Source organism: Streptomyces sp. NPDC052682 (assembly GCF_040678435.1).
Taxonomy (GTDB): domain Bacteria; phylum Actinomycetota; class Actinomycetes; order Streptomycetales; family Streptomycetaceae; genus Streptomyces.
Genome location: NZ_JBFATS010000029.1, coordinates 37847 through 59087 on the forward strand (window position 1 = coordinate 37847; position 21241 = coordinate 59087).

Annotated in this window: 17 protein-coding genes and 5 pseudogenes; 12 read left to right on the forward strand and 10 right to left on the reverse strand. The window is 68.8% G+C overall.

Features of this window, described 5'->3' with window-relative positions; translation table 11 throughout:
* Positions 1 to 25: 25 nt before the first annotated feature.
* Both AB0K80_RS31800 and AB0K80_RS31805 read right to left on the reverse strand, forming a co-directional pair.
* A complete protein-coding gene (locus tag AB0K80_RS31800) occupies positions 26 to 1330 on the reverse strand; it encodes an RICIN domain-containing protein (RefSeq protein ID WP_365675702.1) in 1305 nt (434 codons plus the stop codon).
* A gap of 99 nt (positions 1331 to 1429) precedes the next feature.
* Positions 1430 to 2863: an endo-1,4-beta-xylanase gene (locus tag AB0K80_RS31805; protein WP_365675671.1), complete on the reverse strand. Its 1434-nt coding sequence runs from the start codon at positions 2861 to 2863 to the stop codon at positions 1430 to 1432.
* A 541-nt stretch (positions 2864 to 3404) separates the two neighbouring features.
* On the opposite strand from AB0K80_RS31805, the gene AB0K80_RS31810 reads away from it, so the two are divergent.
* The 3 genes from AB0K80_RS31810 (at position 3405) to AB0K80_RS31820 (ending at position 8219) form a co-directional block, all read left to right on the forward strand.
* Positions 3405 to 4823 carry a non-reducing end alpha-L-arabinofuranosidase family hydrolase gene (locus AB0K80_RS31810; RefSeq protein ID WP_365675673.1) on the forward strand — a complete coding sequence of 473 codons (1419 nt, stop codon included), beginning with the start codon at positions 3405 to 3407 and terminating at the stop codon, positions 4821 to 4823.
* Between the two features lie 192 nt (positions 4824 to 5015).
* Positions 5016 to 5666 carry a hypothetical protein gene (locus tag AB0K80_RS31815; protein ID WP_365675675.1) on the forward strand — a complete coding sequence of 217 codons (651 nt, stop codon included), beginning with the start codon at positions 5016 to 5018 and terminating at the stop codon, positions 5664 to 5666.
* Positions 5667 to 5735: 69 nt separating this feature from the next.
* Positions 5736 to 8219: a tetratricopeptide repeat protein gene (locus AB0K80_RS31820; protein ID WP_365675704.1), complete on the forward strand. Its 2484-nt coding sequence runs from the start codon at positions 5736 to 5738 to the stop codon at positions 8217 to 8219.
* Between the two features lie 43 nt (positions 8220 to 8262).
* Here AB0K80_RS31820 and AB0K80_RS31825 read toward each other — a convergent pair whose 3' ends face one another.
* Positions 8263 to 8634, reverse strand: a complete 372-nt coding sequence (locus AB0K80_RS31825; protein ID WP_365675677.1) for a hypothetical protein — start codon at positions 8632 to 8634, stop codon at positions 8263 to 8265.
* A gap of 762 nt (positions 8635 to 9396) precedes the next feature.
* On the opposite strand from AB0K80_RS31825, the pseudogene AB0K80_RS31830 reads away from it, so the two are divergent.
* The 5 genes and pseudogenes from AB0K80_RS31830 to AB0K80_RS31850 form a co-directional block, all read left to right on the forward strand.
* A pseudogene (locus AB0K80_RS31830) lies at positions 9397 to 9498 on the forward strand (hypothetical protein); the annotation flags it as partial.
* Positions 9499 to 10037: 539 nt separating this feature from the next.
* Positions 10038 to 10709: an MFS transporter gene (locus AB0K80_RS31835; protein WP_365675679.1), complete on the forward strand. Its 672-nt coding sequence runs from the start codon at positions 10038 to 10040 to the stop codon at positions 10707 to 10709.
* Complete coding sequence (locus AB0K80_RS31840) at positions 10631 to 10876, forward strand: hypothetical protein (RefSeq protein WP_365675681.1); 246 nt, start codon at positions 10631 to 10633, stop codon at positions 10874 to 10876. Before AB0K80_RS31835 ends, AB0K80_RS31840 begins: the two co-directional genes overlap by 79 nt.
* Positions 10866 to 12068: a carboxylesterase family protein gene (locus tag AB0K80_RS31845; protein ID WP_365675683.1), complete on the forward strand. Its 1203-nt coding sequence runs from the start codon at positions 10866 to 10868 to the stop codon at positions 12066 to 12068. Before AB0K80_RS31840 ends, AB0K80_RS31845 begins: the two co-directional genes overlap by 11 nt.
* A gap of 278 nt (positions 12069 to 12346) precedes the next feature.
* On the forward strand, positions 12347 to 12574 hold the full coding sequence (locus tag AB0K80_RS31850) for an enolase C-terminal domain-like protein (protein WP_365675685.1): 228 nt from the start codon (positions 12347 to 12349) through the stop codon (positions 12572 to 12574).
* Positions 12575 to 12724: 150 nt separating this feature from the next.
* Here the strand turns inward: AB0K80_RS31850 and AB0K80_RS31855 are convergent, their stop codons facing one another.
* On the reverse strand, positions 12725 to 13348 hold the full coding sequence (locus AB0K80_RS31855) for a hypothetical protein (RefSeq protein ID WP_365675686.1): 624 nt from the start codon (positions 13346 to 13348) through the stop codon (positions 12725 to 12727).
* A gap of 374 nt (positions 13349 to 13722) precedes the next feature.
* Complete coding sequence (locus AB0K80_RS31860; protein ID WP_067271159.1) at positions 13723 to 14115, reverse strand: nuclear transport factor 2 family protein; 393 nt, start codon at positions 14113 to 14115, stop codon at positions 13723 to 13725.
* A gap of 128 nt (positions 14116 to 14243) precedes the next feature.
* Between AB0K80_RS31860 and AB0K80_RS31865 the strand changes: the two genes are divergently transcribed.
* Together AB0K80_RS31865 and AB0K80_RS31870 are read left to right on the forward strand one after the other, a co-directional pair.
* Entirely contained in the window at positions 14244 to 14822 is a 579-nt protein-coding gene (locus AB0K80_RS31865) for a PadR family transcriptional regulator (RefSeq protein WP_365675687.1), read from the forward strand.
* A 43-nt stretch (positions 14823 to 14865) separates the two neighbouring features.
* Positions 14866 to 15726, forward strand: coding sequence for an SGNH/GDSL hydrolase family protein (locus tag AB0K80_RS31870; protein WP_365675689.1), 861 nt, complete (start codon positions 14866 to 14868; stop codon positions 15724 to 15726).
* Between the two features lie 394 nt (positions 15727 to 16120).
* On the opposite strand, the gene AB0K80_RS31875 is transcribed toward AB0K80_RS31870, so the two are convergent.
* Positions 16121 to 16804 (reverse strand): restriction endonuclease, encoded by a 684-nt coding sequence (locus tag AB0K80_RS31875; protein ID WP_365675691.1) that lies wholly within the window; start codon positions 16802 to 16804, stop codon positions 16121 to 16123.
* Between the two features lie 433 nt (positions 16805 to 17237).
* Between AB0K80_RS31875 and AB0K80_RS31880 the strand changes: the two are divergent.
* Positions 17238 to 17418, forward strand: a pseudogene (locus AB0K80_RS31880) (hypothetical protein); the annotation flags it as partial.
* Positions 17419 to 17539: 121 nt separating this feature from the next.
* On the opposite strand, the pseudogene lexA reads toward AB0K80_RS31880, so the two are convergent.
* From lexA to AB0K80_RS31895, 3 pseudogenes are all read right to left on the reverse strand, one after another.
* Positions 17540 to 18014 (reverse strand): annotated as a pseudogene (gene lexA, locus AB0K80_RS31885) (transcriptional repressor LexA); the annotation flags it as partial.
* Between the two features lie 212 nt (positions 18015 to 18226).
* Positions 18227 to 18648 (reverse strand): annotated as a pseudogene (locus AB0K80_RS31890) (CBS domain-containing protein).
* A gap of 168 nt (positions 18649 to 18816) precedes the next feature.
* Positions 18817 to 19211, reverse strand: a pseudogene (locus AB0K80_RS31895) (DUF2267 domain-containing protein).
* A gap of 214 nt (positions 19212 to 19425) precedes the next feature.
* On the opposite strand from AB0K80_RS31895, the gene AB0K80_RS31900 reads away from it, so the two are divergent.
* On the forward strand, positions 19426 to 19719 hold the full coding sequence (locus AB0K80_RS31900) for an Hsp20/alpha crystallin family protein (protein ID WP_365675693.1): 294 nt from the start codon (positions 19426 to 19428) through the stop codon (positions 19717 to 19719).
* A gap of 40 nt (positions 19720 to 19759) precedes the next feature.
* Here the strand turns inward: AB0K80_RS31900 and AB0K80_RS31905 are convergent, their stop codons facing one another.
* Positions 19760 to 19963 carry a hypothetical protein gene (locus AB0K80_RS31905; protein ID WP_365675695.1) on the reverse strand — a complete coding sequence of 68 codons (204 nt, stop codon included), beginning with the start codon at positions 19961 to 19963 and terminating at the stop codon, positions 19760 to 19762.
* Positions 19964 to 21241: the final 1278 nt, after the last annotated feature.

The following is a 21241-nucleotide window of genomic DNA, read 5'->3' on the forward strand; positions in this document are numbered from 1 at the left end:
GGCTCCACTGCGTGCCGCGGGCGTGTCACTGGAACTGTGCGAAGAACCTCCAGATCTCTGTTTTGGTCCAGGTGGCGACGCCGCTCTCGCCGGGGGAGCCGTCGACCGGACCGGGTGTGTGGCCTCCGTCGAACGCGGCCCACTGGACCGGGTATCCGGCACGGCAGCCCGAGTAGGTCGTGGTGATGTGCGTCCGGCTGCCCGGCGCGGGCTCGCGCGGGCTCTGGGAGGCGCAGCCGTTGTTGCGGACGAACCTGTCGCGCAGGGAGCGTCCTTGCGCGATGTTGAGGACGGAGTCGCTGACGCCGTGGATCCCGAAGTAGGCGATGGGCTGGGTGCCGCCGCTGCAGCCGCTGATCTCAGCACCGGACATGACCGCGACGGCCCGGAACACGTTCGCCCGGCTGCACGCGAGTGCGTAGCTCATACCGCCGCCCCAGCTGAATCCCGTGGCGAACCGCTGTGCCGGGTTGACACACAGGCTGCTCTCGATGCGCCGGATCATGTCGTCGACGAACGTGACGTCCTCACCGCCCGCATTGGCCCAGCCGTTGCCGAGGCCCTGGGGGGCGACGAGGATCGCGCTGTTGTTTGACTGTTCCTGTTGGCCGTAGTAGGACCAGGCGCTCCCGCTCGTGCCGCCCGAGGCGACGTCGTTCGCTGTTCCGCCCCGCCAGTGGAACGCGAAGATCAGCCGGTAGCGGTGGCTGTTGTCGTAGTTGGCGGGAACTCTGAGGATGAAGCTGCGGGTCTTGCCGCCGCTCTGGATCGTGTGCGTACCGCTCGTCAGAGTCGGGGCGCTGCCGCATCCGCCGCCGCCACCACCTGACGACAGCTTGACCAACTGCCATTGCTGGTTGGCGCCGCCCCAGTCGGTGTACTGGACGACGTTGCCGCCGTCGGCGGTCGAGGCGCCCTGCACCTCCACCGCCTTGCCGCTGGCGCGGTTGATGAGCCGGACGTGGCCGGCGTCGGAGTCGGCCAGGCGGAACTGCTGGTTGGCGCCGTTGGAGTCGGCCCACTGCTGGATCGCGGCACCGTCCGCGGTCGAGCCGCCGGCCACGTCGAGAACCTTGCCCGAATGCCGGGCCTTGAGGCGGTAGAAGCCGCCGCCGGAGTCCACGAACTGCCACTGCTGGTTGGCTTGGTCGTTGCGCGTCCACTGGCTGACCCGCGCGCCGTCGGCGGTGGAGGCGCCGGAGACGTCCAGCGCCTTGCCGCTGTTGCGGTTGACCAGGACGTACCAGGCGTTGGTGTCCACCGTCGCCGCCTGGGCGGGCGCCGGATGCGCGACGGCGAGCATGCCGATCGCCAGGGTCAGCGCCACCAGGGCGGCGACCCGGGACCATAAGCGATGTCGTCGGCGAGGGACGGGGGAAGCCGGACCGTGTGCCGTCATCGATTCACCCTTTCGTCTGTGGGGGGCTTATCAGGTGCGGGTCCAGCGTTGGTTGCTGCCGTTCGAGCAGGAGTAGAGCTGGATGAGGGTGCCGTTGGCGGTACCGCCCGCGACGGCGTCGAGGCAGCGGCCGGACTGCACGCCGACGATGGTGCCGTCGGAGTTGAGGCGCCACTTCTGGTTGTCGCCGCCCCAGCAGCTGTAGATCTGGACCTTGGCGCCGTCGCCGGTGCCGGCGGCGTCCAGGCACTTGTTGCCGTAGACCCTGAGCTCACCGGCCGCGGTGTACGTCCACTGCTGGTTGGTGCCGTTGTGGCAGTCCCACAGCTGGAGCTGCGTTCCGTCGGTGGTGCCGGCGCCGGGCACATCCAGGCAGCGGCCCGATCCGACGCCCTTGATCTGCCCGGAGTCCGCAGGCGGCGTGGAGGTGCCGCCGTTGAGTGCGTTGAGGACGGCGGTGTACGCGGGCTTCTTGCTGCCGTTGCCGTTGAACAGCAGCGGGGTCTGCTCCGCTCGCCAGGAGTCGGTGTCGCGCACACCCCAGACGGTGATGCCGAGGCAGCGCGGCACGGCCAGGCAGTCGTTGGTCACGTTGGCGTAGGTCGTGGCCGAGGCGCCCTGGATGTCGAGTTCGGTGATGGCCACATCGACGCCGAGGGCGGCGAAGCTCTGCAGGGTGGTGCGGAAGTTGCTGTTGTACGGGCTGTCGTTGTTGAAGTGCGACTGGAAGCCGACGCAGTCGATCGGCACGCCACGCTGCTTGAAGTCCCGGACCATGGCGTACACGGCCTGGGTCTTGGCCCAGGTCCAGTTCTCGATGTTGTAGTCGTTGTAGCAGAGCTTGGCGGCCGGGTCCGCGGCACGCGCGGTGCGGAAGGCGACCTCGATCCAGTCGTTGCCGGTGCGCTGCAGGTTGGAGTCGCGCCGGGCTCCCGAACTGCCGTCGGCGAAGGCCTCGTTCACCACGTCCCACTGGGCGATCTTGCCCTTGTAGTGGGCCATCACGCCGTTGATGTGGTCGATCATCGCCTGGCGCAGCGCGCTGCCGCTGAGGCTCTGCATCCAGCCGGGCTGCTGGGAGTGCCAGGCCAGGGTGTGGCCGCGTACCTTCTTGCCGTTCTGCACCGCCCAGTTGTAGACGCGGTCGCCGGCGGCGAAGTTGAACTGGCCCCGCTGCGGTTCGGTGGCGTCGATCTTCATCTCGTTCTCGGCCGTCACCGAGTTGAACTCCCGGCTCGCGATCGACGTGTACGCCGAGTCGCCCAGCCTGCCCGAGGCGATGGCGGTGCCGAAGTAGCGGCCGCTCTGCGCCGCCGCGGCGCCGAGCGTGGTCTCGGCGGCCTGTGCGGACGGCGGCGCGAGCAGTGCGACGACCGTGGCGAGGACGCCGACGACCGCCGCCCACACCAGGCCGCGGATCCTCTTCCGGCGGACAACGGGTCTGACAAGGGCATACGAGCCCATGACTGTGCCTCCAAGATAGACATCACGGCGGACCTGAAGCGCGGGAATGCTTCCGTCCGCTCCCTGCTCGGCAGACGGACGGGGCGAGCCGGAACCCGGGCAGCACGCAAGCGCCGGGCACCGCGGGAAGGCCGATGTGGTTCGACATCTCGAACTGTGGCCGCTTCTCAGACAGGGATGATTGAGGTACGCCGAGTCGCCGTCAATACTCCCCGCACGCAAAAGTTTCCGTTCCGGTCCCGAAAGATTCGAAATCCCCGTGCAGCGGACGGCGGGCGTGATCTGCTCCGGGCGAGAGGCCTCCGTGCACTGTTTGATCTCGTAGGCTCGACGAAATCTTTCGGCATTCACGGCGATACTTGCGAGAGGGATTGACGCCGTTCATCGGCTCCCTATCATTCAGATTGCCCGAATTCCGAACCCTGTTCGATATCGCGAACATGTCTCTTGCCGCACAAGGAGCTGCGGTCGCATGTGCATGTCATGAACTCGTCAACATGGCGCGCGCAAGCCGCCTAACTCAAGGTTGAGGAAGGTCCCCATGCGCAGAGGAAGTTTCAGCCGCAGACATCCGTCTGCGGTGCTCGCCGCCGCGGTGACGGTCCTGGTCTCGTTGGCGGCGATGCTCGTCGCGACCCCGGCCCAGGCGGCCACCACCGGCGCCTTGCGCGGTGTCGGCTCGAACCGGTGTCTCGATGTGCCGGGCGCCGACCAGACCGACGGCACATCCCTGCAGATCTGGGACTGCCATGGCGGGACCAACCAGCAGTGGACCTGGACGGACAGCAACCAGCTGACCGTGTACGGCAACAAGTGCCTGGATGTCCCGGGCCACGCCACCACGCCCGGTACCCGGGTGCAGATCTGGTCCTGCTCCGGCGGCGCCAACCAGCAGTGGCGGGTCAACTCCGACGGCACGGTCGTCGGCGTGGAGTCCGGGCTGTGCCTGGAGGTCGCGGGCGCCGGGACGGCCAACGGCACAGCGGTGCAGATCGGGAGGTGCAACGGCGCCGGCAACCAGAAGTGGACCGGCCTGTCCGCGCCGGGCGGCACGTGTGCTCTTCCGTCGACGTACCGGTGGAGCTCGACCGGCCCGCTGGCGCAGCCGGCGAACGGGTGGTACTCGCTGAAGGACTTCACCACCGTCACGTACAACGGCAAGCACCTGGTCTACGCGTCGAACTTCGCGGGCTCGTCGTACGGCTCGATGGCGTTCAGTCCCTTCACGAACTGGTCGGACATGGCGTCGGCCGGCCAGACCGGCATGAGCCAGTCCGCGGTCGCGCCCACGCTGTTCTACTTCGCGCCCAAGAACATCTGGGTGCTGGCCTACCAGTGGGGTCAGTGGCCCTTCATCTACCGCACGTCGAGCGACCCCACCAACCCCAACGGCTGGTCCGCGCCGCAGCCGCTGTTCACCGGCAGCATCCCCAACTCCGGCACCGGCCCGATCGACCAGACCCTGATCGCCGACGACAAGAACATGTACCTGTTCTTCGCCGGTGACAACGGCAGCATCTACCGGGCGAGCATGCCGATCGGCAACTTCCCGGGCAACTTCGGCTCGTCCTACACGACGGTCATGACCGACACGGCGAAGAACCTGTTCGAGGCGCCGCAGGTCTACAAGGTCCAGGGCCAGAACCAGTACCTCATGATCGTCGAGGCGCGCGGCGCGACCGAGCAGCGCTACTTCCGCTCGTTCACCGCCTCCAGCCTGAACGGCCCGTGGACCCCGCAGGCCGCCACCGAGAGCAACCCCTTCGCGGGCAAGGCCAACAGCGGTGCCACCTGGACCAACGACATCAGCCACGGTGACCTGGTCCGCACCAACCCCGACCAGACCATGACCATCGACCCCTGCAACCTGCAGTTCCTCTACCAGGGCAAGTCCCCCACCGCGGGCGGCGACTACAACCGACTGCCGTGGCGGCCGGGTGTCCTCACCCTGCAGCGCTGACCTTCCCCGATCCACGGTGACCTGACGTGGTGCGGCCTGACGGGCGCACCGCTTCGAGGAACCCCGGCCGTGCGACGGCCGGGGTTCCTCTCGCCTCCGGCGGTGTGGAGCTGAAGGTCCGTCCCGTGTCAGGCTGGCCACGTGCTGCTTGGGGACTCCCGGCCAACCGGCCGTCGTAGAAGGAAACTTGCGGTGCGTCTCGCCCTGCTGGGCGGTCTCGCCGCGGGTGCCGTCGCGTTGCTGCTGTGGGTGCCGGAGCTGTCCGCCCTCGGCTGGGCGGCCGTGGCCGCGGGGCTGACCGCGGCGATCGCCGGAGCAGTGCAAGCGCTGGTCACGTCGGGCATCGGCAAGGGCAAGGAACTGGTCCTGGGCGGTGCGTCCCCGGTCGCTGTCCAAGCGGTCTGCACCCACCAGGGACTCAGCCTCCCAGGGCAGGACGGCGCGGCACGCCAGGTGCACGGCGCTCAGGTGACGGTGAGCGTCGAGGCGCTCGTGCCGCATGCGGTCCTGCTGCGGCGGCTCGACGTGGTCGTGGACGGCCGGTATCCCGCCCTGGACCTCGAGCCGGGCGCGCCGCAGTGGCCGGTGTCATGCCGGAGGTTCCTCGCAGACCTCGACGCCGGCGAGCCGCGACTCGTGCCGCAGGGCTCGCCCGACTTCCCGTATGTGGTGACACAGAGCGAACCAGAGGTGTTCCAGGTGATGGCCTACACCGGCAGTCAGTGCGTCGACTGGCACCTGGAGCTGGAGGTGGTCAGCCAGGGCGAGACGTACAGCATGGTCGTGGACGACGGCGGCACACCGTTTCGGGTGAGCCACCGGCCACCGCGACAGCCGGCCTAGCCAAGCGGCTGCCCGGCCGGTGACGACGAGGGGGCGAGGGGCGTGAGGGGACGCTGGTGGGAGCCGCAGGTGCACGTCCTTGGGCCTGGGCGAGCGACGCCGGAGGACGACCTCGTCGGGCGTACCGGGGAAACGACGATGCTGCTGGAGCTCCTGGCGCCGGACGCGACGGCTCCGGGCTGTCTGCTGCACGGCCCGGGCGGCGTGGGCAAGACGGCCCTGGCTCGCGCCGTCGCCCGCCTCGCTGTCGCACGCCCTGGCTGGTTCACCGGCGGGGCCCTGTTGCTCCAGGCACGGGACAGTTGTGGCGAGGGGCGCATGACGACGGGCCAGGCCGCGAGTGCGCTGGTACGGGCCATGCGGCTCCTGCACGACGGTACGGAGCTGACCGAGCAGGAGAAGTCCGCCGTCCTGCGCAGGTGGCTGACCCGGCAGAGCGCGGCCGGCCGCCAGGTCCTGCTCATCCTGGACGACGTCGAAGAAGTGGCGTCTGCGGAGCGGTTGCTGCCGCCCGGGACCGGTCGGCTGCTCGTGACCACGCGCGGCCGACCGGCCGCCGTCGGCTCTCTGACCGCCGTCGAGCTGACCGCGCTGTCGCCCCCGCGTACGGAGGAGTTGATCACTGCTGTAGCGGCGCGCAACGGGCTGACCGTACCGGGGCCGAAGGACGTAGCTGCCCTGGCCCGGCTCTGCGACGGTATTCCACTGGCCGCGGAACTGGCCGCAGGAGCCGCGGCACTGGACAGCCGCGCGGCCCCGCACGCAGCAGCCCGCAGCCGTGTCCGCGCTGCGGTCGACGCGCAGGGCAGGGCCCATGCCGCGGTCCGGGCGAGCGTCGACTTGGTCCTCTCCTGCCTGCCGGAGTCCGACCTCCGCATGGCCGTGCGCATGGCGCGGCACCCCGGCCCTGATCACGGCAGTCTCCAGCTGACCGCGTGGGGCGGAACGTTGACCGCGCTGCCTGCCCGGGTCCCCCAGTTCGTCCGGGCCGGTCTCATCAAACCCGCAAAGGGCGCGGACGGTGAGATCCGGTACGTGATGCACCCGCTGATCCGGCACTGCCTGCTGCAGCACGACGAACCCGGGAACGACGGCTTCCAAGCGCTCGCGGTCTCCCGCCTCCTGGACACCTATGAACGTGACGCCGCCCTGCTCGCCATGTGCAGGGAGAACCAGGCTTCACAACGTCAGGCCGGCCCGGCCGGAACAGAGGACGCGAACCTGCCGCTGACCAAGGACCGGGAGAACCTGGTGGCCGTGCTCGTGGGTGCGGCCGACCCCACCGACCGCCGCACTCTTGCCGCCGCCCGCTGCGTCCTGCAGCACCTGGCCCACGAGGATCGCCCGTACGAGACACTCGCCCTGGCCGACCGCTGTGTCACCGTTGCCCGGACGCTCGGCGACCGCGACGCTCTGGCGTGGGCCCTGCTCGGGTGCGGCGAGATCCTCGGACGACTCGGCCGCTTCGCGGAAGCCGATGCCGCGTTCGCACAAGCCGTGGCGGTCTACGAGAGGCTGATCCGGTGTCCGCCCGAGGAGCGCCGGACCGATGCCCACGGCCGCGCGTACCGCGAGATGCGAGATCCCCTGGCCTACCGGTATTCCCTCGCCACCGCGTACGACCGGCGCGCCGCCGTTCAGTGCGCTGCCCACCTCCACACCCAAGCCGCTGCCGCCCACGAGGCCGCGAGCGCCATCTACGTGGAGGACGGCCAGTGGTACGACCTGATGACCCGGGGCCCGGTAAGGGCGGAATACCAAGTCCCGTGGGCCGCGTCTTTGTACCACCAGGGTGTCGCGCTGGCCCGTGCCCATCGTTTCCTGGAAGCCTGCTCGGCTCTACGGCAAGCCGCAACGCTGCAGAGGGACCTCGGAGCACCGGGAAACGAGGCCGTGGCTCTGACGGTGCTGTGGAAGACGGCGCACCGGGCGAGCGTTCTGGCCGCGTCCGGTGTGGAGCACGTACGCGCCGAACTCCACGGGGTGGAAGCACTCGCCGCAGCCGCGGACCAGCAGGGTGGGCGCGCCGAGGTGGAGGCCACACTCCGTGACATCGTGGAGGAGCGCGAAGGTCCCTGCGCGCATCCGGTGGAGGCGCTGGCCCTGTGGGGCACCAGCCTTGTCGAGCGGGGGCGGGCGGAGGAAGGTGTCCGCGTGCTCGGCGACGCGGCTACTCGCTGCCGCCGCGACGGACGGCTGTTTCTCCTTGCGGAGATCTTGCAGGACGTGGGTGACGCCCTCGTGCGGACCCGGCGGACGACCGAAGCGGTGGACGCCCACCGAGAGGCCGTTGCCGTGTGGGAGGAGCTCGCGGACCGACGTGGCCGTGCCCTCGCCGGTGTCGGACTGGCTACGGCGTTGGTCGCTGCTGGGCGGAGGGAAGAAGCGGTCACCTTCCTGTGCGAAGCCGAGCATGAGCTGGCGCCGAGCGCCTCCGACGTCGGACCGCGCGTCCTGCAGAGCATCGCGTACCTCCGCGCGGCCACGCGGCGGCCAGCCGCGACCGGGCTGTGGCACCAAGGCCTGAGACGGTTGTGGCGGCGCCCGCGGTGATCCGGGGGAGCGGCGGCCGCAGTGGGCCTCACCAACCCCCGAATCAGCAGAACGGCCGGAACTCCCTGAAGTCCGGCGTCGGGCGCGGATCGGGCAGCCGGTAGGCGCCCAGCCGGGGCCGACCGCCGGACGGGTCGGCGGTCCCCTCGGCCAGAGCGCCCACTATGGCCGCGGTGAAACCCGCGTCGGCCAACCGGGGAAGGAACCGCTGCGACGGTTCGGTCACCAGCTCGGCGATGCCGTCCGGGAGGTCACGTACCTGATCAGCGTCGCGCTCAGGCAGCGGGACGGTGGCGAAGTCCGGGCCGCTCTCGGGACTTTGCGGCGGCCCGTGCTCGGTGAGCTCGCGGCGTACTGCCGCCACTCGATCCAGCCATTCGCCGCCGGCTTCGTCCGGTTGCACGATCAAGTTCACCGAGCACACCCCTTCCGGCTGAGGGCACGGGACGTCTCCAACGGTCGAACGTGTGCGTGGTCGGTCCCCTTGCCTTGCCGTTCCGACGCCGGTCAGTGATTCTGGGCAGGTGCCAGGGCAGGGGAGAAGAAGGCGGCGGCAAGAGGAGGCGCGGCAGCGGCTTGCTGCGCGCACCGCGCCGGACGCGGGACAGTGGGAAGTGGTCCTCGAGACTTCGGACCAGGCGGAGATGCGTACGAGGTTGCGCCGTCTTCGGGAAGCAGGAGTCGACGGGGCGATGATCCGGATCGACACCCTGTGCGGACGCCTGGCGGTGCCGACCACCTACCGGCTGAGCCGTTTCGTGACGGGCCTTGCACGGGAGTCCAAGCACGAGCACTCCGCATAGAGCACTCCGTGCCGCGATCTGCCCGAGCCGTACGAACCCTGGCAGACTGCCACGATCCCGAACGCCGCGATCAGATGGCCGACCGTCGGCCACGTGGAACCGACGGCGGTCGCGCACCGGCCTTCGACAAGCACCTCTACCGAAGTTCACCTACAGCACCGCCCGGTTCTCGCGCCCCTCGGTGGAGCGGCTGGCAACCACCTACGCCACCCTGCTGCGGCACCTGTGCCGGGAACCCAACGCACCCGTCGCAGAGGTCAAATTGCTCTGCGAGCGCGAGCGGGACGAGGTCTTGGCGCTCGGCCGGGGACCCGCGGCCGCGGCGGCGGATCCGGACGCGCCCGCCACGGTGATGGGAGCTGTTCGAGGCGACGGTGCGCGCCCACCCGGACTGCGAGGCGCTGCGCTGCGCCACCGAGCGGCTGACGTTCACGCAGGCCCACGACCGGGCCGTGCACTGGGCCCGGGTCCTGTCGGCGCACGGTGTGTCCCACGACGTGGTCGTCGGCATCCGGCTGCCCTCTCGGCCCTGCTGGTCACCACCATGCTGGCCGTCTGGCGGGCCGGCGGTGCCTTCGTCCAGCTGGACCCCGACCAGCCCGAGGAACGCCATCCGGTGGGGAAGTCCGGTGCGGGGCGGGAACGAGTTCGACGAAAAGCAGACTTCCCGGCTTTCTCGAAACCGCGATTTTCTGTTCCTGCTCGGCGCCGACACCATTAGTCAGGTCGGTACCCAGGTCACTCTTATCGCATTGCCCGTCGCGGCCCTTGTGGCGCTGGATGCCAATCCCTTCCAGATCGGCCTGCTCAACGCCGTGGAAATGATGGCGTTCGTCTTCTTCGGGCTTCCCGTGGGGGTGTGGGTCGACCGTATGCGGCGCCGGCCCATTCAGGTGGTCAGTGATGTGGTGCGCGGCCTGGCACTGCTCTCCGTTCCGCTCGCCTGGGCCTTCGACACGCTCACCATCGGTCAGATGTTCTGTGTGGCGGCCGTCATCGGCATCGGGCCGTCTTCTTGTCCGACGAGGAACTCACCCGCGGTGCCGGGGCGCTGGAGAGCGTCTACCAGGTCGCCAAACTGGGCGGACCCGGCCTGGGCGGCCTGCTGGTGCAGGCCTTCACCGCACCGTTCGCCCTCCTCGTCGACGGAGTCAGCTATCTGCTCTCCGGACTGCTGCTCGGCCGGATCCGCGCCACCGAGGAACAGCCGGAGCGGACCGGGCACGAGAAGCTGCGGGTGCAGATCGCCGAGGGCCTGCGCTGTGTGGCCGGCAACCGGATCGTCCGGCTGACAGCCATGAACGGCGCGCTCACCATGCTGTTCTTCGGCGCCTGGAACGCCATCAGCATCGTGTTCATGATCCGCGAGCTGGGCATCTCCCCGGGGGTCTACGGCCTGTTGCTCATCGGCGTGTCCGTCGGCGGGACCCTCGGCGCGATGGCGGCCGCGCGCGTGGTGGGCCGGATCGGCACCGGCCGCACGATGTGGTGGGCGTCGGCGCTGTCGGTCCCCGCCATTGCGGTCATCCCCTGCACCGGCAACGGCTGGGCGATGGCGTTCTTCGTTCTCGCGCCGGCATCTTCGAACTGTTCAGCAGCGTGTTCAACGTGGCCCAGTTCAGCTACCGCCTCGCGGTGCTGCCGCAGCACCTGCACGGCCGGGTCAACGCCACCATGCGCTGCCTGATGTGGGGCGCGACACCGATCGGCGCGGTCCTGGGAGGCGCGCTCATCGGAGTGATCGGCGCCCGTCAGACCCTGTGGCTGTGCGCGGCCGGCTTCATCCTCCCCCAGTTCCTGGTGCTCCTCACCCCCGGCATACGCACCCTGCCGGAACCGGCCAATGCCGACTGAGACCGCCGGCCCTCCCGTCGACCTGCGCGGTAGCCCTCCCGCCGCACACCGCGCCACGCCACGGGCTCTCCAGCCTGCACTGGGAAGCGGGGAGACCAACTACCGGCTCGGCGCGTTCGGCTTCCTCACCGCGCCCGGCCTGCGCGCACCGGCCAATCTCGGCCTTCTCGACCAGCAGGCCGCGCTGAAATGGGTCAACCGCAACGCCGGCGCCTTCGGCGGCGACCCCCGCAATGTCACGATCATGGGGCAGTCGGGCGGCGGCTACAGCGTCTGCGCCCAGCTGGTCTCGCCCGCAGCCCGCGGGCTCTTCGCCAAGGCGATCGTCCAGAGCGCGGGCTGCGTCGGACCGGACGGCTCGTTCACCCGCGAGCAGGCGGAGACAAACGGCCTGGCCGTCGCCGAAGCCGCGGGCTGCGAGGATCCCCGCACCGCCGACTCCTGCCTGCGGCGCAGGTCCACCACCGAGCTCACCAAGGCATCCCTCTCCGGGCACAACGGCTACCGGCCCGTGGTGGACGGCACGGTGCTGCCCGAGGCCCCGGCACGGGCGATCACTGCCGGACGGTTCGCCCGGGTACCGGTGCTGCACGGCTCCACTCACGACGAGATGAGCGGACTGGCCGGACTCGACGAGATCATGACAGGGCGGCCGCTGACCGCCGAAGGCTACACCGAGAAGGTCATCGAGCAGTTCGGCAAGGACGCTCCCGCGGTCCTGGCCGAGTACCCCGTCGCGAGCTACCCGGCGCCCGGGGCGGCGCTGTCGGCCGTGCTGACCGACTGGGAGTGGTCGACCGCGGCGCTCGACACCCAGCGCGCGCTGGCCCGCTACACCCCCGTCTATGCCTACGACTTCGCCGAGGCCCAGGCCCCGTACTTCAAGAACGTGCCGCGGCCTGCGAGTTTCCCGCTCGGCACCGGCCACATGATCGACCTGGCCTATCTGTTCGACAACGACCTGTTCGAGCCGCTCAACACCGCGCAAGCCGGGCTTTCGGACACGGTGACCGCCTACTGGAGCCGGTTCGCGAGCACAGGGCAGGCGAACAGGTACAGCATGCCCACGTGGAAACGCTTCACGACCAGCGGCTCGTACGTGCAGCGGCTCGCGGCCGGCCACATCGGCCGGACCGACTTCGCGGCCGACCACCACTATGCCTTCTGGAAGGCACTCGACTCCTCACGGTGAGACGAAGGCCGTTGTGCCGGAGTACGCGACGGCCGGAACGCCGCCGCTTGCGGCTGCTGACGCGGTTCGTGGCCGGCAGCCCATCATGACCAGACGGCCGGCCCCGGCCGATCGCGAGCGCCGGGATCGGGAGCACCTGGAGGGGGCGGTGCAGGCTTTGAAGGCCGACGGCTGGCTCGGACGCCGGCGCGGCTGCCCCGTCGCAAGCTTTCCCTTGGAGCGCGAGGGCTTGCCTGAGTATCCCGGGGCGTACCCTCGTTGTCGCCTTTACTCATGTCTTGACTCAGATCAAGCTGCAGGTCGGCGTCGGCCTGGGCGACGGCATCCGGTGGCTGCGTATCGCTGGTGCCGCGGTCGGCGACGGCATCCGTATCGCCGTCGACGCCCACGAGTGCTGGAACGTCGGCGAGGGAGTGGACCACCGCGCTCGCCGAGGGTCCCCCTGGATCGACGAGCCCACCAGCGCGGGCGACATCCTCGGAGGGACGTATCATGCGCGGCCCTGAGACCAGGCCAGAGGTTGCTCGGCATCCCCATGTTGATCGCTGCCAACGGCTCCCACAGACGCGCGACTGAACTTGAGGGTGACGTCCGGGGCCTGGGCGTCGAGTCGGTTGCGGATGGCGTCGGCCATCGGGAGCTGGCTGACCGTCGGGTCAGGAGCTGGGGACGCCGTCCGAGGGCGAGCTACCGGCCAGGTCTGTCAGCGTCGGCAGCAGGTCCGCCAGCGCGGTGACCAGCTCTTCGAGGTCGGTGATCCGGGGCAGCGGGTAGTACAGGAAACACGCCTGCCTCTCGTGGAGCGACACCGCGGGAGCGCCCAGTTCCGTCAGCCGCTCGAGCAACGGGGTGCCGGTGAGCCTGCCGCTCAGGGCCTCCACGTCACCGCTCATCGGCAGATACCGGTCAGGTGGCACGTGAAGGCGCAGATGAGCCACGCTCCAGGCGCGCTGCAGGCTGAGGGAGGGATGGCTGTCCGGCAGGTCATAGAACACAGCCAGCCAGTGTTCTCCGCGCCTGGTGTCGATCTTGGACAGTTTGACGACCGTGACCGGGTACGCGCCGACCGCACCCTTGACGACGGTGCCCCGGTCCGCCGCCAGCCACGGAAAGTGCAGCATCACCTCGCCGCCGGTGGGCCGTCTCCGGTCCTCCAGCTCCCAGCCCGGACGCGACGCGAGCGCACGCATCACCCGCTCCTGGGCCATCGCACCACGGGCGGAACGGATCTCGCGTCTGAGTACCAGGGTGAACGCGCAGAGTACGACGGCGCCCAGCACCAGGCCTGTGATCACGATGCCCCCCGCGTCAAGTGCCCGCCGGCAGCGGGCGTGTGGCGAGAGACTTACCCCATTTTCATCCCGCCATCACCTGGCTGCTGGAGCGCTAGTTGGAGGTTGCCGATCACATCAAGGATGCGCAGGCCACCGGACTGCCGGGCAAGTACGGCACGACGAACTACCTGACACGGCTCACCGACCGCAAGAGGAACAGGGAAAACCGGGCCAAGGCGTGTTCTCGGTCTTCGGCCTACCCCGATGCCGTGAGCGTGTGCAGGACGGCTCGAATACGGACAGTGGTGCGTCGTCCGCATGCTGGATGGTGGCGGTCAGTCAGGCGTCCCGCACCGATACCACCGCGTCGGTCGTGGGGCTCACTGCTCGGCGGCCTCTCGGGCGATCTTCTCGAACTGGGCGCCCATGGCCTCGGACAGCGCGTGGGCGGCCGACAGCGGGCGCACCATCACCGTGAAGTCGTCGATCTTGCCGTCCTCGTCGAAGTGGAGGAAGTCGCAGCCCTGGAGCTTCTTTCCGGCGACGCTCGCGGTGAAGACGAACGCGTGGTCGCGGCCGTCGGGGTTCGCGATCTCCCGGACGTAGGTGAAGTTCTCGAAGACCTGTGTCACAGCGCGCAGGATCGCGGTGGTGATCGCCTTGCCCGGGTACGGCTTGAAGGCGACCGGGCTGGTGAAGACGACGTCGTCGGCCAGAAGGGCGGCCACGGCGTCCAGGTCACCGTTCTCGACGGCCTTGCGGAAGGGATGCATGATCAACCTCTATACTCAACAAGTTGCATATGTGTGAAGGAGGGTAGGGGCGACTCCGGCGCTTGTCGAGGGTGCGGCGCTTCGGAGGTGCTCATCACTGAACGCTGGCTGGGCCGTACCTTGCTCCCATGGCATTGCGATACGCGGTGATGACCGCGCTGCTGGAGGGCGAGGCGTCCGGCTACGACCTCGCAAAAGGCTTCGACGCGACGGTCGCGAACTTCTGGACGGCGACGCCTCAGCAGCTCTATCGGGAGCTGGAGCGCATGGAGGCCGAGGGGCTGGTCACCGCTCGCCTCGTCGAGCAGCGGCGTCGTCCCAACAAACGGCTGTTCTCCCTGACGGAGGCTGGGCGGGAGGCGGTGCGCGCCTACACGGCCGAGCCCCCGGGTCGGCCCGCGGTCATCAGGGACGAACTGCTGGTCAAGGTGCAGTGCGTGGACGCCGGCGACATCGAGGCAGTACGCGCCGCCGTCGTCGAACGCATGGAATGGGCCACGGCCAAGCTGGCCCGCTACGAGAGAATCCGGCAACGACTGCTGGGCGGCCGCTCGGAGGAGGCGTACTTCGCCGAGGCCGAGCGTATCGGCCCGTACCTCACTCTGCTGCGCGGGATGGCGTTCGAGCGGGAGAACCTCCAGTGGGGCGACATGGCGTTGCGCAGGCTCGACCAGCGCGCCAAGAAAATTACTCAACAAATTGACTAGAGTGGTGGCTCTTCCGTTGATCGCAACAAGGAGCCAGCCGCTCATGTCAGGCACTGAGACCCGCTATCTGCGGTTCGTGGCCCTGGGGGACAGCCACACCGAAGGGGTCGGCGACGGCGACGATGTGACAGGCCTGCGCGGGTGGGCGGACCGGCTCGCCGAGCACCTGGCTCGCCACAGCCCGCAGCTCCGGTACGCCAATCTCGCCGTACGGGGCCGTCTGGCCGGGCAGGTCCACGCGGAGCAGTTGCCCGCGGCGCTTGCGCTGCGGCCGGACTTCGCGACGGTCGTGGCCGGAGTCAACGACATGCTGCGCCCCCGCTTCGATCCGGATGAGGTGGCCGCGCATCTGGAGGCGATGTTCGCCGCACTCACCGGCCAGGGGGCGCGCGTGGCGACGCTCACCTTTCCCGACATCGCGCGCGTCACTCCACTGGCCCGTCCGCTCCGGCCGCGTCTTGAGGCGCTGAACCACCGCGTTCGCGCGGCGGCGCACCGGCATGGTGTCGTCGTCGCCGACGTCACCCTGTATCCGGTGGCCACGGATCCACGCCTGTGGAGTCAGGACCGCCTCCACTCGAGCCCTCTCGGCCACCAGCGGATCGCGGCGGCGCTCGCTCACTCGCTCAACCTGCCGGACACCGACGACTCCTGGACGCACCCGTTGCCCGCCCTGCCGGTGGGTCGGGCACGATACTTGCGTGCCGCGTCAGCCGAGGTGCGCTGGGTCGCCGGATTCCTCGGTCCGTGGATCGGCAGGCGCGTGCGTAGGCGTTCCTCCGGAGACGGTCGCGTGGCCAAACGCCCGGACCTCCTGCCCGTCGGCAGCTCCGGGCAACACTTCGGCCGTGCCTTCCAGCGTGGACAAGAGCCCTCCGTCGACCTGGCAGACGCCTCGGAGTAGCGGGATCCGCTTGTCCGAGCATGAGTAGCGGTCGGTGCTTGCCCGAGTCTGGAACGATCCGGTGATCCCGGCGGATCGCCGCGTACAACTCGACCTTCGACTGCGAGTCACCCACGAGGCCCAAGCGGGAGAAGCACACCTCACAGTCACACCGCAAGCCCTCAAGTGACGTCAAAAACGAACTGACCTCGCAAACTCGGTCAGATGGTGACTCCCACAGTCACATCGAAATGGCTCCCGCAGTCACGCACATAACCAGGCCCAGTGCCGTCTCGCCTGGTCCAAGCGGACGGGCAGCCGCGCCGCCCTTTGGGCATGACATGCAGACAGGGCGCAGGGGCCTGTCGAAGACGGGCCCCTGCGCAGCGGTTGCCATTTGGCGATGTGCTGTGGTTCAGGACAGAGCGGTCGGTTTGCGGGGCGGAGGGACCGCTCGCAGCAGCTCCCACAGCGGCCGGGAGTTCGATGCCCACACGCCCAGGGTCTGCCGGTCCACCACGTACAGCCGCTGCTGCTTGGCGAACGCCAGGGCTGGCGCGGTCACCCTGCCGTTCGTCACGATCACTGCGACGTCCGCCCCGTGCACGGGCCGTGCGGTCCCGTTGAGGACCTGCAGATCCGGCGTGCCCACCGCTGAGCCGCGGGCGCCGCTGCGGCGGTGTTTGCACTGGATAACCCAGCGCCGCCCGAAGGGGTCCGTGGCTTTCACATCCGCGCCCAGGTCGCCCCCGCCGCCGACCCGCTGAGCGTCCCGGCAGCCGTCGCGGCGCATCAGGTCCCGTATTGCTTCCTCAAAGGCTGAGTGGTGCAGCGCGTCCAGCTGGGACAGCCCATAACGCAGGCCCTGGGCGCGGACGGCCTCCCACCGGGCCTGCTGCTGACGGTTGCAGAGCCAGCCGACGCCGGCCAGTACGGCGAGCACCAGGGCGACCACGAGCACCCACCGGTGCGCCAGCAGCCAGTTGACCACCATCACCACAAGGCCGATCACCGCGGCCGCCACCATGACAAAGCCCACGAGCAGCGCGTCCCGCTGCTGCTGCCGCTTGCTGGGCCGCCGCGTACGCCGCCGCGTCATCGCTGCCCCTCCGCAGAGGGGAACCGGATCGGGTACGACACTGTGGGCCGCGGCTTCTGGATGGGCAGCGTTGGGGTGTCATCGAACCGGATCGGATACTGCACCGTCGACTGCGGACGCGGAGCCGTACCGTTCCCTGTGCTACCCGCCGAGGCGTTCCCGTTGCCGAACCCGACCACGGCTAACGCGAAAAGAGCGAAGATCGTGACTTCTCGTCGTGCACCCGGGGCCCACCGCGAGTGCCCCTTAACCGGCGTGCCGTCAGAGCGGACGTACGGCCGTACCCAAGGCATACAAGCCTCCCCCTCGAAGCGAAATGACCGCGCAACCGCCCATGGTGACAGCAAGCACTGACAACCGGCCTTTGATACCGAAGCTCGGATGCTGCTTACGGAGGGCATTCTGGCCTGATCGCGCCTCCCTTGACCGCTGGGTGCTTCTGCCCAGGAAGGGGCAGCAGGTGACCAAGGGACTGCGTATCGGGTGCATCCACACCACCCCCGATGTGCACCCGACGAAGTGGCCTGGGAGCGCCGTGACGTCGTCATGACTAACTGGCGCGACGGCGCTCGGTCAACTTCGAGCAGCGCGGCGTCGAGTTCCCCGACTTCTGGTACAGCTTCTGCAGATCTCCGTCTGCTGCATCCTGGCCGCCGACGACTCCATGGAGTCAATCTTCGACTGGTTCAACTCACCTCGGGAGCATCCGCCGCACCGCCAAGAGGGTCCTTCTCGCGGCTCGTACGCGGAGATATGCGGGAGGAGCCAGACGTGGCCGTCCTTGCGCTTGAAACGCTTCACGGTGGCTTCGCCGTCGCAGATCGCGGCCTCGATCATCGAGTCGCCGACGACCTTCAGGACGAACAGCTCACCGTCGCCGACGAGCTGGCGGGGGAGCGGGAAGACGTCCTCGACGGACTCCTCCGCGAGGATCGGGCCACCGGCGGCGATCCGGCCGACCAGCGGGACGTACGACGCGGCCGGCTTGCCCGTGGTGTCCGTGGGCTGCACGGAGGCGGCCTGGTCGGATCCGCGCACCTCGTACGCGCGGGTGGTGCGGGTCGCGGCGCAGGAAACCCTTGCGCTCCAGTGCCATCAGCTGGTGGGCCACCGAAGAGGTGCTGGAGATGCCGACCGCCTGGCCGATCTCGCGCATCGACGGCGGGTAGCCGCGGCGCTGCACGGAGTCCCTGATGGCCACGATCACGCGCGGAACGGGGGCATCGCGTCTGCGGGTCTCCGGCCGTACAGGGCCGGACCGGGTGGCAGGCCCGGCCCGCACGCGGAGGCGTACGGGTGCAGCGATACCGTCTCCGTGGCCAGCTTGCCCAGGCAAACCTGATTCACGAACGCACAAATGGGCTGCCGGTCGCAGTGTGCCAGTTTGACGCCGTGGTGAGCGGGTCCGGCGAAGGGACCTGGTTACTCGTTGGGTTCGGAGGCCCTGATGTCGACCAGGGCGGAGTCGGTGTCGCGTTCGACAGCCAGATCCCCTAGGGAGACGATGCCGACCGGCCGGCCCTCTTCTATTACCGGCAGGCGCCGCACGGCGTGCTGGCGCATGAGCTGGACCGCCCGGCTGATGTCGTCGTCCGGGGAGAGGCTGACCAGCTGCTTGCTGCACGCGTCGGCGACGCTGCGGTCCTCGATGTTCCCGCCCGCGCACACCACGCGCACGACCAGTCCCGGTCGGTGACCAGTCCGCGCAGCTCGCCGTTCTCGGCGCCCAGGACCGCACCGATGTCCTCATCGCGCATCAGGCGGGCGACTTCGACGACCGAGGTCTGCGGTCCCACCGCCACTGGCGCGGTCGTCATGATGTCCCGGACCTTCTGGGCTGCCATCGGCTCTCCTTACGTCAGGGTTTACGCTGGAGCGGCCGCGCGGTAAGCGCTGCCCGGCTCGATGGCCGTACCCGCCCCAGGCCGGTGACTCGCGCTGGCCGGGCGCTTTGCCCCCCGATGGCCGAGCGGCTGACCAGACCGCGCAGACCAGGCGGCCAAGGCGACAGGTCAGTCGGACAGGGCCGCCCGGCCGAACAAGGCGGCGTAGCCGGACGGCAGCTGGCTGAGGATCTGGTTCAGCTTCCCGCCGGAGACGGGCGTCGGCCAGAGTGGACAGCACTGCGCTGGCGTCCCACTCGGCCGTACGGGGACGTGCACCGACGCGCTCGGCGACGCGCCGCAAGAACTCCTCCACGCCGAAACTCTCCGTCTGCTGTTCCCCGTCGCCACGTCAGTGGCGCACGCAGCGGCTCGGGCAGCTGTGCTGCCAGATCCGCTGCCTCGCCCGGGCTGATCCGCTGGGAGAGGACCTGAAGGACTGCGGTGGTGATCGTTTCGGCCTCTTCCTGGCCGGTGTACTCGCCTCGCTCGCGTACCTGCGCCATGAACTCGTCGTGCCTCATCGCTGCCCTTCGCCTCTTGACCTGGTTTGAACGCTCACCCCGCACGGCAAGGCGTGAATATGAGCTGCTATGCGCCGATTATGGGTAGTGGAGGTCCCGGTCATAGGGACTTCCGGAATGCAAGCCGGCCGTGGCGTGCCACCGGCCGAGGAGCCTTTCGGAAGGGATGATCGGAGATGACGCTTCCCGTGCGACGCGAGCAGACGGGTGCGGCATGGATCCGTTCCGCGAGTTCCACGACCTGTACCAGCGGATGGGCCAGCTGTGGCAGACGGCTGTTCCGGGCGGCGGCGGACTGCTCGGTGAGGCGTGGGCGCCGCTGGCCGACCTCGAAGAGACCGACGACGCCTACCTCTCGATCGAGGTCGACCTGCCCGGAGTGAAGAAGGATGACATCACCGTCGAACTCAACGCCGGCGAGCTGTCCGTGCGCGGCGAGCTCAAGGAGAAGGGGCAAGGTGCAGGGCAGCGTCCAACCGCTTGTGGGGATCGAGCTTCTGGAAGATGAAGTGCAGGAAGCCAGCGGTCATCAGGGCGCCTGGTGTGGTCTACCGCCGGTGAGCCTCCGCCGCCGCCCGGACCAGGCCTTGGGCGTTGATTGGGTCATACGTCTTCATCGCGGTCTCGAGCAGAGCCCACGCGCCTGCCAGGCGGGCATCCATTTGCCGGCGCCGCCCCGGGACGGGATTGCCGAACCGGCGCGCCACTTCCCCATGCAACTCTGCGCGATCGATGACGTCATTGAGGTCCATGCCCGTATCGCTATCCCGGTGGACAGCCGAGCGCATGAGACATAGCCGCAGGGCACGCCCCGTTCACCTCGATGGCGCAGTGCCGCGAGCGGAGAGCGCCCGGCCTCAGCGCTCGGCCTGCTCACGCAGGAAGCGGCGCTCCTTAATCCGCCGACGCACCTGCCGCCGTGGCTCGGCATCGTCTTCGGCGTCCTCGTGGTGATCGGAGCTGTTTTCTTCGCCGTGAGCCTCTGGCGAGGCCGTGGAAAGTAAAGACAGAGGATCGACGGCGCAGCCTACCGAAGTTCCTTTCGTGAACAGCAGGCGTCAGCCGCGGTCGCCAGAAGGGGGCGGGACTGACGCCGCCGACGCTCGACGCCGTGGGGGCTGGCCGCATGCTTCCAGTCCGGTGACTACGTGGGGGACACGCTGTGCAGAACCAAGCAACTGACGCCTCGCCGTAGAGCCGGGGCACGAGGAGGAATGAGCCGGTGGGGAGTACTTATCCGATGGCCAAAGAAGGGCGCGTGACGTCGTTCTCGTGATCGGGATTCCTCCTCGGTTATTGGCGTTACAAGAAGGAGGAGAAGTAATTCCGGATAACAAGTGTGGGGGCCCACGGTCACACGGCTGTGGGCCTCCCCCGGCTCTGCTTGTCGATCTAGGATGGCCCGAGCGCACCGACATTCACGGGGGCGGGCTGGAGCGCACGGCGCTGCCGCCGGATATGGCGCCAGGTCGGTCAACTGCTGTGGGAGCGCCGCTGGGAGGCACTGTCGGCCGCGCTGGGCACGGCGACGATCGCCGCGCTGCTGACGCTCGTCGCGCAAATATGACATCCACGTTGAGCATCGCGGCTACGGTAATCCTCGCCAAGAAGCCTCAAGGTCCTTCCTGGGCCCTTACCTGGCGATCGGGATGGGGATTCTCTTCGGTGTCATCATCGTTGTGCTCCTGATGAAGCGGAAGCGCTAGGCTCAAAATAACGTCCGGCAGGCATCACAGCTCCCGCACACTTGCTGAGGCGCCTGCCGGATTCGGCGCGCTTTCTCGGACTGTCAAGGCGAGGTATATATGCGCATCTTGATTGGCATTCCCATGGCATGCTTCGGAGTATTCTTCTTTTTCGTCGGGCCGTTGTTTGCCCAACGGACGGCCGGTGATCGTCCGCGAAAGGCGTTCAACGCCTACAACCGACTGATATGAGGAACAGACTGTGAAAGCCTGGTCCTAAATAGTTCCCGACGGGGTGGCGTCACCATACGCCGCCCCGCTCACGGCAAGGAGAAACCGTGATTC